12 protein-coding genes are annotated in these 11,961 nt (G+C 63.5%); 5 read left to right on the forward strand and 7 right to left on the reverse strand.

Going from position 1 to position 11,961, the window contains the following annotated elements:
* The first annotated feature begins 348 nt into the window (after nt 1–348).
* A complete protein-coding gene (locus NKH01_RS07595) occupies nt 349–630 on the forward strand; it encodes a hypothetical protein (RefSeq protein ID WP_023721992.1) in 282 nt (93 codons plus the stop codon).
* Between the two features lie 12 nt (nt 631–642).
* On the opposite strand, the gene NKH01_RS07600 is transcribed toward NKH01_RS07595, so the two are convergent.
* A complete protein-coding gene (locus NKH01_RS07600) occupies nt 643–1,623 on the reverse strand; it encodes an AraC family transcriptional regulator (protein ID WP_352861019.1) in 981 nt (326 codons plus the stop codon).
* 91 nt (nt 1,624–1,714) lie between these two features.
* On the opposite strand from NKH01_RS07600, the gene NKH01_RS07605 reads away from it, so the two are divergent.
* On the forward strand, nt 1,715–2,938 hold the full coding sequence (locus tag NKH01_RS07605) for an MFS transporter (protein WP_353019842.1): 1,224 nt from the start codon (nt 1,715–1,717) through the stop codon (nt 2,936–2,938).
* 100 nt (nt 2,939–3,038) lie between these two features.
* Here the strand turns inward: NKH01_RS07605 and NKH01_RS07610 are convergent, their stop codons facing one another.
* Nucleotides 3,039–3,386: a GFA family protein gene (locus tag NKH01_RS07610; protein WP_353019844.1), complete on the reverse strand. Its 348-nt coding sequence runs from the start codon at nt 3,384–3,386 to the stop codon at nt 3,039–3,041.
* A gap of 119 nt (nt 3,387–3,505) precedes the next feature.
* On the opposite strand from NKH01_RS07610, the gene NKH01_RS07615 reads away from it, so the two are divergent.
* The gene (locus NKH01_RS07615) at nt 3,506–4,801 is read left to right on the forward strand and encodes an amidase (protein WP_353019845.1); all 1,296 of its coding nucleotides are present in this window, start codon (nt 3,506–3,508) and stop codon (nt 4,799–4,801) included.
* Nucleotides 4,802–4,815: 14 nt separating this feature from the next.
* Here NKH01_RS07615 and NKH01_RS07620 read toward each other — a convergent pair whose 3' ends face one another.
* The 5 genes from NKH01_RS07620 to NKH01_RS07640 are packed head-to-tail and all read right to left on the reverse strand — an operon-like array spanning nt 4,816 to nt 9,062.
* Nucleotides 4,816–5,199 carry a hypothetical protein gene (locus tag NKH01_RS07620; RefSeq protein WP_023721986.1) on the reverse strand — a complete coding sequence of 128 codons (384 nt, stop codon included), beginning with the start codon at nt 5,197–5,199 and terminating at the stop codon, nt 4,816–4,818.
* Nucleotides 5,200–5,249: 50 nt separating this feature from the next.
* The gene (locus NKH01_RS07625; protein ID WP_352717437.1) at nt 5,250–6,230 is read right to left on the reverse strand and encodes a hydroxyacid dehydrogenase; all 981 of its coding nucleotides are present in this window, start codon (nt 6,228–6,230) and stop codon (nt 5,250–5,252) included.
* Between the two features lies 1 nt (nt 6,231).
* Nucleotides 6,232–6,948 (reverse strand): FadR/GntR family transcriptional regulator, encoded by a 717-nt coding sequence (locus NKH01_RS07630; RefSeq protein WP_352483633.1) that lies wholly within the window; start codon nt 6,946–6,948, stop codon nt 6,232–6,234.
* Between the two features lies 1 nt (nt 6,949).
* Complete coding sequence (locus NKH01_RS07635) at nt 6,950–8,119, reverse strand: mandelate racemase/muconate lactonizing enzyme family protein (protein ID WP_031194933.1); 1,170 nt, start codon at nt 8,117–8,119, stop codon at nt 6,950–6,952.
* A 55-nt stretch (nt 8,120–8,174) separates the two neighbouring features.
* Nucleotides 8,175–9,062 carry a sugar phosphate isomerase/epimerase family protein gene (locus tag NKH01_RS07640; protein WP_023721982.1) on the reverse strand — a complete coding sequence of 296 codons (888 nt, stop codon included), beginning with the start codon at nt 9,060–9,062 and terminating at the stop codon, nt 8,175–8,177.
* A gap of 394 nt (nt 9,063–9,456) precedes the next feature.
* On the opposite strand from NKH01_RS07640, the gene NKH01_RS07645 reads away from it, so the two are divergent.
* Together NKH01_RS07645 and NKH01_RS07650 are read left to right on the forward strand one after the other, a co-directional pair.
* Nucleotides 9,457–10,512, forward strand: coding sequence for a sugar phosphate isomerase/epimerase family protein (locus tag NKH01_RS07645; RefSeq protein ID WP_031194931.1), 1,056 nt, complete (start codon nt 9,457–9,459; stop codon nt 10,510–10,512).
* 154 nt (nt 10,513–10,666) lie between these two features.
* The gene (locus NKH01_RS07650; RefSeq protein WP_023721980.1) at nt 10,667–11,854 is read left to right on the forward strand and encodes a Gfo/Idh/MocA family protein; all 1,188 of its coding nucleotides are present in this window, start codon (nt 10,667–10,669) and stop codon (nt 11,852–11,854) included.
* Nucleotides 11,855–11,961: the final 107 nt, after the last annotated feature.

An 11,961-nucleotide genomic window follows, 5' to 3' on the forward strand; every position in this document is an offset into this window, starting at 1 on the left:
AAAAATACTCTCCGTCTGACAACCACTACCCTGGTTTCTCCGACCCCCCCCCCCCCGCGGCGGGGGGGTGGTGAAGGCCCGCAGGCGGCAACCCACTTTGGCCTCGAAACGACGGAAAATCATAAGACAAGCGGGATGCGTTCAAATTGACCGTGCATCCCGCTCTATCTATCTGTTTTAGTCGCATTTGTGCGACGCCGTGTGATTCCACTTGGCTGCGAAATGCTCGAGTCTTCCCGTCATCCCCCGTACGGGGGATGCGGATGCTCCGATTTGTCGAATAGGCTGATCCTTTGGTCCCAAACGGGCTTTGAGCCCAATTTGGAGGCCCAAAATGGAGGGTTGGCTATGGGAAATCTGTTCCGCAGTTTTGCTGCGATCCTGCTTGTCGCCGGTATGGGATTGTCGGCCGCACATCTGGGCGAGGCGCAGGCAGCCAAGAAAGTTGTCGCCGGCGCGAAGGTCGACGCCAAGAAGATCAAGGATCTCAACGGCACGGTCAATCTGTCCACCAGTGACTGCAAGCTGTTGTTGAGCGGCACCGTTGTCGAAGTCTCGGATGGCAGGTGCGGGGCTTCCGGCAAATATTGCAAGAGCAGCGCCGGCTCGGCCTGCATCACCGAGCAATAACCCGGCCAACGTTTAGCCGGCCTGGCGGATCTCCGCCTGTTCCTCGGCCCGGAAATGGCTGGGCGGCGATCCGATTACCCGCTTGAAGGCGCGGCTGAAGGAGGCGTCGGATTCGTAGCCGAGGCGCGCCGCGACGACGGAAATCTTGAGCCGGTCGCGGACCAGCCATTGCCGCGCCTGGTGCATCCGTACCTGCGTGACGTACTTTGCCGGTGTTTCGCCGACAATGGTTGCGAAGCGCTCGGCGAAACCTGATCGCGAGGCGCCCATCATCTTCGCCAGAGCGTCCACCGTCCAGTCGCGGCTCGGTTCCAGATGGATCGCGGCCAGCACCCGGCCGATCTCGCGGTCCCTCACCGCCGCGATCCATCCGGAAGAGTCGCCGCAGCCGCGCTCGACCCATGAGCGGATGACGGTCGCGGCGAGCACATCGGCTAGCCGCGCCAGGATGCCGCCGGAGCCGACGCGTTCCATCGTCACCTCGCGGGCCATCGCCTCCAGCAAATGCGGGATACCTGGCTCATAGGCTTCCAGCTCATGCGCGCGCATCACGTCCGGCATCATGCCGAGCAAGGGGTGCAAGCCATCGAGATTGAAATACATGCTGCCGAAAAACAGCAAGGTGCCCGGACGGCAGCCGGGCACGCCGTCATTCGACATGCAATAGACACCCTTGCAGATCTCCTCGACCTCATAGCCGTGGATCGGCGCCGCCTCGATACCCGGCTCGCTCGCCAGCGTGTGGGCTGAACCGCGCGGCAACAACACAGCGTCGCCCGCCTTGAGCTCGACCCAGTCGCCGGACGGCTGCAGCAACCAGCAGCCTTTGCTACCGATGAAATGAAACCGTGCCGCCGCCTGAGCCGGAAAATGGATGCCCCAGGGTTCCTTCATCTCGCAACGGCCGTAATCGACGCCTTCGAGGCGCAATCCGCGCAATATGTCTGTCAGCGGATCACCGGTGACAGGGATTTTGGACGAACGGTCAAGCATAATGGTGTTTCTAGCATGGAAACTCCGGACAGTCACTCCCTATGTTGCACTGCAGCCAGATGCTGCGCTGCAACCAGATCGGAGATCCCTCATGACCGAACCCGCGACAGGCGTCATGGACGCCGTTCTCGACGCATCGGAAACCGGCGAACGGTCCGAGCCCGCATGGGGAGCGGTGGTCTCCCTGGCGCTCGGAGTCTTCGGCCTGGTGACCGCAGAATTTCTGCCGGCCAGCCTGCTGACGCCGCTTGCGCAGGATCTCGGCATCACCGAAGGCGCCGCCGGGCAGGGGGTAACGGCCACCGCCGTCATTGGCGCGATTGCGGCGCCGACCATGGCCATTGTCACCAAGCGGCTGGACCGCAGGCTGGTCATGTGGGCGCTGACGGTGCTGCTTGTGCTGTCAAACCTGGTAGCCGCGTTTGCGTCGTCGCTTCCCGTTCTTCTGATCGCCCGCATCATGCTTGGCATTAGTCTCGGTGGCTTCTGGTCGATGTCGGCAGCCATGGCGATGCGGCTCGTTCCGATGCGGCTGATGCCGCGCGCCATGTCGATCATCCTCACCGGGGTTTCGGTGGCGACGGTCTGTGCGGCTCCGGTCGGCGCATATGTCGGCGACATCTGGGGATGGCGGACGGCCTTCATGATCGCCGCCGTGGTCGGCGCGCTGGCGCTGCTGGTGCAGGTGGCTACCATTCCGAAGCTGCCACCGGCAGGTACGGCAGGTTTTCGCACGCTGCTGGAGGTGATGAAGCGGCCGATGATCAGGGTGGCACTGCTGGTGGTCCTGCTGGTCGCCTCGGGACACTTTGCCGGCTTCACCTATGTCCGCCCGTTTCTCGAGAAGGTGCCCGCGCTGGACATCGAGACGATCTCGCTTGTGCTGCTCGCCTACGGCATTGGTGGCTTCTTCGGCAATTTTGCCGGCGGCTTCATTGCCGAACGCAGCCTCAGGGCAGCCGTCAGCCTGGCGCCTCTGCTGATCGCGTTTTCGGCGCTCCTGCTGCTGGTGGTCGGAGGCTCACCCGTCGTGGCTGCAATAGCGGTGGCCAGCTGGGGCTTTGCCTTCGGTGCCGTTCCAGTCGGGCTGCAGACCTGGCTGGTGCGGGCCGCCCCCGATCAGGCGGAAAGCGCCGGCGGGCTGATGGTTATGACGTTCCAGGTCGCCATCGCGTTGGGCGCCGTCTTCGGCGGCCTGCTGGTCGACAATACCGGCGTTGCCAGCGCCTTCGCCTATTGCGCGGCGGCGACGTTGCTTGCGGCACTGGCGGCGTTCTTACTTGGCCCCAAGGCGATCGACGGTCCCAAGGCCTAAAGCGCGTCGCACTCGATCGGCCTTATGCGACGCGCTTTAGATTCTTTTTTTTATGCATGTCGTTATCACAAAACCGCTGCACACTTTTGCGCGACATGCATTAGACGGAACGGCCGTCGAAGTCGAAGACCGGCACCGCGGCGACGTCCAACGCCTCGATGCAATGGATATTGATATAGGCACTTCGCCCGCTCCCTTCGCCGACATCCTCGGCGAAGGGGTGGATGCCGCAGCTGCGGCAGAAGCGGTGGGCGATGACATGGTTGCCGAAGCTGTGGCGGCCGAGATCATCGCCCCAGGCAAGCACCCGCATGCTCTCATGCGGCACTGCCCATAGCAGTGCACCCTTGCGCGAGCAGATCGAGCAATTGCACCGTACGGCTCCGGTCAGCTCGCCTTCGACCTCGAACGCGACCTTGCCGCAGTGGCAGCTGCCTTTGTAGAGCATCGGGCCTTCCTCCTTCGGTTCGACAGGTGCAAACCCGACCGTGCCGGGTTATGTCTCCTGCGGCCAGTTTGTGGCTGCTACACTAAGACGTTGCAAGCGTGCGGAGTCCGACACCGAAAATGCAATCAGCCCGTGATCGCCTCGAAAAAATTGTTTCGCTTCTTGCTGCTCGCGTGGGCGATGAGAGCGTTTTCGTAAAGCTCTATCCTGAAGCAGCACGGGCGGCGGCCGACGCCGCCGATGCGCGGCGAAAAGCCGGCGTCACGCTCGGGCCGCTCGATGGGGCTATCGTCTCGATCAAGGATCTGTTCGATGTCGCTGGCGAGCCGACCACGGCGGGCTCTCTGCTGCTCGCCACCGCAGCGCCGGCGCTGCGGGATGCCATTGTCGTGCGACGGCTGCGCCAGGCCGGTGCGGTCATCCTCGGCAAGACCAACATGACCGAGTTCGCCTTTACCGCGATCGGCGTCAACCCACATTACGGCACGCCCGGCAATGCAAGTGATGCCAGCCGTATTCCGGGCGGCTCGTCCTCAGGCGCCGCGGTTTCGGTCGGCGAAGGCACCAGCGAAATCTCCATCGGTTCCGATACCGGCGGATCGGTGCGCATTCCGGCATCGTTGAATGGCGTCGTCGGTTTCAAGCCGACGGCGCGGCGCGTGCCGCTCGCGGGTGCGTTTCCGCTGTCGGCCACGCTGGACTCGATCGGTCCGCTGGCCCGCACCGTCGCCGAATGTGCGGCGGCCGACGCAGTGATGGCGGGCGAAAACCTGGCGGCACTGTTGCCGCTTCCGCTGGACGGCCTGCGCATCGGTATTCCGCGCGGCGTGCTGTTCGATGATACGGAGGAAGAGGTCGCGACGACGTTCGACCGGTGCCTTCGCAAGATGGAGCTTAGCGGCGCACGGCTTGTGGAGCTGTCGATCGACGACCTGCTTGCCGATCTGCGCGCGGCAACCAAACGCGCCTCGATCGCGGCAATGGAAGGGGCGGAGATCCATGCCGACTGGCTGGCGACGGGAGCGACGATGCCGGTCGACCCGCGGGTAAGCGGGCCATTGTCGCGCGCCGCCGCCATTCCGGCCACGGTCTATATCAGAGCAATGCGCCGTCGCGCAGCACTTGCCGCCGCGATGGATGACCGGCTAGCGTCGGTCGACGCGCTGGCCCTGCCGACCACGCCGATGACCGCGCCGACGATCGTCTCGATGACCGGCGACGAGGCCCTGTGCGACAGGACGGAAGGCCTTCTGCTGCGCAACACGCAGGTCGCCAACCAGTTCGATCTTTCAGCCATCTCGCTGCCGATGCCGGGAATGTCGCATCCGGCCGGGCTGATGCTGGTGGCGCGCAATGGCCATGACCACCACCTGCTGCGGATCGCCGCTGCGGTCGAGGCACTGCTTGCAAATTGATCCGATAGCGCGTGTCAGCGCGACGAGCAGTGGCCGCGCTCGTTGTCCTTGGCGGTGCGCTCGATGCTGGTGGCAACCAGCCAAGGCAGGGTGTATCGCTTGCCGTTGAAGGTCCGGGTGCGGTTCTCGATCGAGCCGACAACAACGACCTTGCCGGCATAGAGCTTGTCCGAAAGATCGAGGCCCTTGTCTTGCTGCGGCAGGCGATCGATGTCGATCGAAACGCCTTTGACGAACTTGCCGGTGTCGAGGTCGAGCGCGCTGTTCGATGGACAGGGTGCCATCACGCAGCGCAAGCCGTTGTCGCAGAACACGTAGCTGCCCTGTCCGTTGGCCAAGGCATGCGCCGCCGCCATGCAGACACTGGCGGTCAGCAGGAATTTTGTGGTGTTTCCCATACCGGCAACGTCGCTGGCGAATTCGGGAAAATTGAGGCGTAGCCTGCGCTTTAGAAATCGGCAGGGAACCGCCGCCGGTAGTGCTCGACCACTTCGGGATTGCGCAGATTAACCGGCAATCTGTTGGCCAGCACCAGCAAGGCTTCGCCAGCCGCGCCGACGCCCATGCGCATCATCGACTGTTCGGTGATCCCGGCCATGTGCGGGGTGACGATGACGTTGTCGAAGCCGAAGTAGGGATGGTTGGGCGGCAGCGGTTGTGTCGCAAAAACGTCGAGCGCGGCGCCGCCGATGCGGCCCTTCTGCAGGGCCTCGATCAGCGCGTCGTCGTCGATCACCGGCCCGCGCGAAACATTGATCAGCAGCGCATCCGGCTTCATCCGGTCGATACGTTCCCGGCTGATCAGCCCCCGCGTTTCGGGCGTCAGCGGGCAGCACAGAACGATGATGTCGCTCTGCTCGATGAGCGCATCGATCGACAAGAAGCCGACGCTGTCCGGCGCCGGCCGCATGCTGCGCGTCGTTGCCACCACATTCAGATCGAAACCATGGGCGGCGATGTGGCCGACCGCCTGGCCAATTGCGCCGAGGCCGACAATGCCGATCGTCTTGCCGGCAAGCTCATTGGCCATGACGGTGTGTTCGCGGCCGGCCAGCCAGCCCTTCGCCCGCAAGTCGCGGTCCAACACACGAAAGCGCCGAAGCAGCGCCAGTGCCGCGAACATCACATATTCGGCGACCGAGCGCGCGTTCACTCCCGGAACGTTCGCCACCAGCACGCCCGCCGCGTTGGCCGCTTCCATCGGTACCATGTCCAGCCCGGCGCCGTGGCGGATCGCGGCCCTGAGCCTGGTCGCGCCTTCGAAAAGCGCCGCAGGCAACGGAGCGCGAACAATGATGACATCGGCGTCCCTTGCCTCGGCGGCCAGCGTGGCCGCGTCGAGAGCGGAGGCAACGACGAGTTCGCCGGCCCCTGTCAGCATGGAAGAGGCACGGGGGTGCAGTCTGTGTGTCGACAGGATCTTGGGCATTTCAGGCCTTTTCGAGCGCTGGGCTTTGCGGTTCCGCCTCACGCCCCTCGATCAGCCCCTTCCAATAGCTTTCGGCGCCTTGCAGATGAGCGCTCATCAGCGCCTGGGCGAGGTTGCCGTCGCGGCGCAGCAGCGCCTCGTAGATCTGGATGTGCTCGGCATGCGAGCGCACGCTGCGTTCGGGATCGTTGAAATAGATCGGCAGGCGCATCTCGCCCATCATGTAGTAGACGCTGCAGACATTGTGGAACACACTGTTCTTGGTCGCCCGCACGATCTCGAGGTGGAACTCGCGGTCTTCCCTGGCAAGGCCTTCGCCGGCCGCTATGCGATCCTCTGAGGCCTTCAGGATCTCGCGCAGCCGCTCGAAATTCTCCTCGGTGGCGCGGGAACAGGCAAGTTCGGCGGCCTTGATCTCGTGGATCTTCCGCAACTCGACCGTCTCGTAGATCTGGACAGGATCGAGCGGCAGGCCGGCGCGGGCGAACAGCGCCATAGCCTCGACGCTCGCCTGCTTTGTATCGATGTAGATGCCGGACTTCGCCCGTCGTTCGACGATGCGCATGGCCTCGAGAATGGCCAGCGCCTCGCGGATCTGACCGCGGCTGACGCTGAAATGCTCTGCCAGTTCGCGCTCCGACGGCGTGCGGCCCGTCTCCTTGTCCGAATGGGAGAACAGGTAGGCGGCGAGTTCCGCGAGAAGGTTCTTTTCTTTCATGTCAGCCGTGTTGCGCGTGCGCCTCCAGGAACCGCTCCGAAATAGTGAATCCCAGCCCGGGTCTATCAGGGATCGCTACCATACCGTCCTTTGCTTCGACAGTCTCTTCGATCAGATCGTGGATCATCGGGTTGGCGCCGAGTGAATATTCGACGGTGAAGCTCGCCGGCGAAGCGGCGCAGACATGCAGCCCGGCAAAAAAGCAGGGCGCACCCGCCCAAAGATGCGGCGCAAAGCGCAGATTGAAGGCGCTGGCGATGGTTCCGATCTTCATCGCCTCGCTGATGCCGCCGCAAAAGGCCGGATCCGGCTGGAAGATATCGGCGGATTTGAGCACAGCGAGGTCGCGGAAGGCATAGCGGGTCGCCTCGCTTTCGCCGGTGGCGATCGGGATCGAGCCGCAGGCGCGCACCTCGGCCATGCCGGGCTTGTCGTCGGCGATCACCGGCTCCTCGAACCAGGCGAGATCGAGGTCGCCGGCGAGATGGATGAAGCGCTTGGCTTCGGCCACCGTGTAGGTGCCGTGCGCGTCGACCATCAGGTCGATATCGGGACCGAGCGCCTGTCTTGCGGCGCGGACGCGGGCGGCGGAGACGTGCGGGGCGCCGTCCATGGCGCCGACGCGCATCTTCAGCGCCTTGAAGCCGCCCTTGGCGATGTAGGACTGCAGCTGGTCGCCGATGGCTTCCGCAGTTGCCCAGCCGCCGGAAGCATAGGCCGGCATGCGGTCCAGCTTGCGGCCGCCGAGCAGCCGCCAGACCGGAACGCCGAGTGATTTGCCGAGAATGTCCCACAATGCGATGTCGACGGCGCTGATAGCGGCGATGCTCATGCCGCGTCGCGCCAATTGCGGCATGGCGTGGCCGGCGCGGGCGGCGCTGTCGTGACGCGCGCCATTGTAGAGCATCTCCCAGATGACGCCGATGTCGGCCGGGTCGAGGCCGACCAGCTGCGGCCCGACCTCATGGTTCAGCAAATGGACAAGGGCGCCGTAGCTGCCGGCGCTGCCGGCGGCGTTCTTGCCTTCGCCCCAGCCGACAAGCCCGTCGTCGGTTTCGATGCGCAGGATGGCGGCGTCGAACGTCGCCACCTGACCGAAGTCGCTGCGGTGCTGCTTCGCGGCTTCGATCGGTATGCGAACCCACCAGGCTTGGACCGTCTTGATGCGCATGTTCATCCTCGGCCCGGCCGCTGTGAGGCGGAAGGGCTTTTTCCAAACGGCTTGGCTACTTGATCAGCGGCAGCAGCGTTTCCGCATTGATGCGCATCTGGTCAGTGTAGAATTTTTCCGTGAGCACGCTGGAGCCGTGGTCCTGAATGAATTTCAGCTGCTCTGGCGAGATGTCGACCGGATTGCGTTCGACCATGTCGGGATAGGGGGCTGCCGGCGTGCGGTCGACTGGGGCGACGAATTCATTGGTCAGCGCGCCGTCATAGCCGATCTCCTTCAGCGTCCCGACAATCTTCGGCCAGTCGATCTGCCCGAGGCCGGCAGCGAAGCGGTTGTTGTCGGCGACATGGAAGTCGTACAGGCGCTTGCCGACCTGCCGGATGGCGTCATAGACGTTAAATTCTTCCATGTGGATGTGGTAGGCGTCGAGGCAGACGCCGCATTCGGGGCTGACCGCATCGGCAAGGGCCAGTGCCTGGGCGCCGCGGTTGAACAGGTAGGTTTCGAAGCGGTTGAGCGGCTCGACCGCGATCTTGACGCCGACCTTCTTGGCGTGGGTGAAGCATTCCCGGGTGGCGTCGACCACCCATTTCCATTCCTCTTCCTCGGTGCCGTCCGGCACGACCTTGCCGACGGTGGCGGGAACCAGCGTGATGATCTCGCCGTCGAGCTCGCTGACCATGGTCAGCACGTCCTTGACATATTGCACCGAGCGCTCGCGCTGGCCCTGGTCCTTGGCGGCGAGATTGCGCTCGCCCAGCATCAGCGTCACCGCTCCCCAGCAACGGATGCCGTACTCGTTCAGCAGCGCGCGTGTTTCCTTGGTCTTGTACTGTTCGGGTTCGCCGGAAATCTCGATCGACTCATAGCCGAATTTCTTGATGCGCTTGAGCGTCGTTTCCAGCGGCTCCGCCCGCATCCAATTGTGCGTCGAAAGATGCATGGTCTATCCTTCCCAGAATCGCCTGTACCAGTTCGCCTGCGACGCACTCTGCCGAAGTGCGCTGCATGATTCCTCCCCGAGGCCTCCCAGTATTTTTTTGGCAAACTGGTTCGACCAATTGGGCTTGATGGGAGGTCTACAGTAATTTCATCTGGACGGCAAGAAGTGCTACCATCAAGCGCCGTCTCTTGCTTACAGCATTGATTACGTTGAATTATGTTGGGCAGCTCGGCATGGTTGCAGGACTGCGGCCGCGCGTCAAATGGCTTGACCAGATTTCGGCATTTGGTAATACCAGAATAGCGGCGCCGAGCGCGCTGTGCAAAGAGACCAAAGAGGCTGGCCCTGTTTTCAATCGGCGCTATGCTTGGTCGCGAAACATAGGGAGATGCCGATGCCGACGACGATGAAGGGGCCTGGTCTGTTCCTGGCGCAGTTTGCGGGCGACGCCGCTCCGTTCAACTCGCTGGCCTCGATCACCAAATGGGCGGCCGGTCTGGGCTACAAGGGCGTGCAGATCCCGACATGGGACGCCCGGCTGTTCGATCTCGAGAAGGCAGCGTCGTCGAAGGCCTATTGCGACGAGGTGAAGGGCATCTGCGCCGATGCCGGCGTCGAGATCACTGAACTGTCGACGCATCTGCAGGGTCAGCTGGTGGCGGTGCATCCGGCCTACGACGCACAATTCGACGGCTTCGCTCCACCTGCGGTGCACAACAATCCAAAAGCCAGGCAGCAATGGGCGGTCGAGCAGATGAAGTTCGGCGCCAAGGCGTCGAAGAATCTTGGGCTCAAGGCGTCGGTGTCGTTTTGCGGGGCGTTGGCCTTCCCTTACCTCTACCCGTGGCCGCAGCGGCCGGCGGGATTGATCGAGGAAGCATTTGCCGAACTCGGCAAGCGCTGGAAGCCGATCCTCGACGTCTATGACGAGAACGGCGTCGATGTCGGCTACGAAATCCATCCGGGCGAGGACGTGTTCGACGGCGCGACATTCGAGATGTTCCTCGATGCGGTCGGCGGCCACAAGCGCTGCAACATCAACTACGACCCGTCGCACTTCCTGCTGCAGCAGCTCGATTATCTCGAATTCATCGACATCTACCACGAGCGGATCAAGGCGTTCCACGTCAAGGATGCCGAGTTCAATCCGACCGGGCGGCAAGGCGTCTATTCGGGCTACCAGAGCTGGACCAACCGTGCCGGGCGGTTCCGCTCGCTCGGCGACGGACAGGTGGATTTCGGCGGCATCTTCTCCAAGCTTACCCAATACAACTATGATTCATGGGCGGTGCTGGAATGGGAATGCTGCCTGAAGCACCCGGAGGATGGTGCTGCCGAGGGCGCTCCCTTCATCCAGCATCATATCATCAGGGTTACGGAAAAGGCATTCGACGATTTCGCCGGCGGCACGACCGACAAAAAGGTGCTGCGCGGGATGATGGGAATCTAACACAGCTTTCCCTCCCCCTTGAGGGGAGGGTCGATCCGCGCAGCGGATCGGGGTGGGGTCGCTGGGTTGAGCTCGGCATTGACCGACCCTCCCGGCCCTTCGGGCCACCCTCCCTCAAGGGGGAGGGGTATCTCAGACAACGAGGGAGAAAATCATGGTCGGCGCATCGAAGGCGGAAACCGGGGGCGGTCCGATCCGCTACGGCATGGTTGGCGGCGGACAAGGCGCCTTTATCGGCGCGGTGCACCGCATCGCGGCGCGCATGGACAACGAGTTCGTCCTGGTCGCCGGCGCGCTGTCATCGAATCCGGAGCGCGCCAAGGCCTCGGCGGCCGAGCTTGGGCTCGATCCGGCACGCAGCTACGGCTCCTATGCCGAGATGGCCAAGGCGGAGGCCAAGCGGCCGGACGGCATCGAGGTGGTCGCCATCGTCACGCCGAACAATGTGCACGTGCCGGCTGCCAAGGCTTTTCTCGAGGCCGGCATCCACGTCATCTGCGACAAGCCGCTGGCGACGACGCTGGCCGAGGCAAAGAAGCTGGCGGCGCTGGTCGAAAAGACCGGCAAAGTGTTCGTGCTGACGCATAACTACACCGCCTATCCGATGGTGCGGCAGGCACGCGAGATGGTGGCCAAGGGGCAGCTCGGCGATATCCGCATCGTGCAGTCGGAATATCCGCAGGACTGGCTGACCGAGGACCTGGCCGCCACCGGCCAGAAGCAGGCTGCGTGGCGCTCAGACCCCAAGCAGGCGGGTGCGGGCGGTGCGCTGGGTGATATCGGCACCCATGCCTACAACCTTGCCCGTTTCGTCTCCGGGCTGGAGCTCGATTCGTTGTCGGCCGATCTCGATGCCTTCGTGCCGGGGAGGCTGCTCGACGACAACATCAATGTGCTGCTGCGCTTCAAGCCGGTCGGCGGGTCGCACCCGGCCAAGGGCATGGTCTGGGCCAGCCAGGTGGCGCCCGGCCACGAGAACGGGCTGAAATTGCGTATCTACGGCTCGAAGGGCGGGCTCGAATGGGTGCAGGCCGACCCGAACTATCTCTGGTACACGCCGTTCGGCGAGCCGAAGCAGTTGATTACCCGAAATGGCGCCGGCGCGCTCCCCGTCGCGGGGCGCGTCAGCCGCGTCCCGCCAGGGCATCCGGAAGGCTATCTCGAAGGTTTCGCCAACATCTACCAGGAAGCCGCGCGGGCTATTCGTGCGGCGCGCCGGACGGGCGGCAAGCCGGCTAAGGATGTCGTCTTCCCAACCGTGCAAGACGGCGTCGAAGGCATGGCCTTCATCGAAGCCTGCGTGAAGTCGTCTAAGAAGAATGGGGCGTGGACGAAGCTTTGAAGGGGTGGTGATATTCAGGTGAGGCCGGCCTGCAAATGGCAGTTTTCCTGCGCTTCCGGTGCTCACGTACCAAAAGTACGCTCCGCTCCGGTTCTCGGAACCTACCA

This window comes from Mesorhizobium sp. M1403, assembly GCF_040317695.1.
In the GTDB taxonomy this organism is placed as follows: Bacteria; Pseudomonadota; Alphaproteobacteria; order Rhizobiales; family Rhizobiaceae; genus Mesorhizobium.

Coding starts and splice junctions, on each gene's coding strand:
- NKH01_RS07620 (WP_023721986.1), bottom strand. CDS start 5,199: ATGGGAAACACCACAAAATTCCTGCTGACCGCCAGTGTCTGCATGGCG.
- NKH01_RS07630 (WP_352483633.1), bottom strand. CDS start 6,948: ATGAAAGAAAAGAACCTTCTCGCGGAACTCGCCGCCTACCTGTTCTCC.
- NKH01_RS07650 (WP_023721980.1), top strand. CDS start 10,667: ATGGTCGGCGCATCGAAGGCGGAAACCGGGGGCGGTCCGATCCGCTAC.
- NKH01_RS07595 (WP_023721992.1), top strand. CDS start 349: ATGGGAAATCTGTTCCGCAGTTTTGCTGCGATCCTGCTTGTCGCCGGT.
- NKH01_RS07625 (WP_352717437.1), bottom strand. CDS start 6,230: ATGCCCAAGATCCTGTCGACACACAGACTGCACCCCCGTGCCTCTTCC.
- NKH01_RS07635 (WP_031194933.1), bottom strand. CDS start 8,119: ATGCGCATCAAGACGGTCCAAGCCTGGTGGGTTCGCATACCGATCGAA.
- NKH01_RS07615 (WP_353019845.1), top strand. CDS start 3,506: ATGCAATCAGCCCGTGATCGCCTCGAAAAAATTGTTTCGCTTCTTGCT.
- NKH01_RS07645 (WP_031194931.1), top strand. CDS start 9,457: ATGCCGACGACGATGAAGGGGCCTGGTCTGTTCCTGGCGCAGTTTGCG.
- NKH01_RS07605 (WP_353019842.1), top strand. CDS start 1,715: ATGACCGAACCCGCGACAGGCGTCATGGACGCCGTTCTCGACGCATCG.
- NKH01_RS07640 (WP_023721982.1), bottom strand. CDS start 9,062: ATGCATCTTTCGACGCACAATTGGATGCGGGCGGAGCCGCTGGAAACG.
- NKH01_RS07600 (WP_352861019.1), bottom strand. CDS start 1,623: ATGCTTGACCGTTCGTCCAAAATCCCTGTCACCGGTGATCCGCTGACA.
- NKH01_RS07610 (WP_353019844.1), bottom strand. CDS start 3,386: ATGCTCTACAAAGGCAGCTGCCACTGCGGCAAGGTCGCGTTCGAGGTC.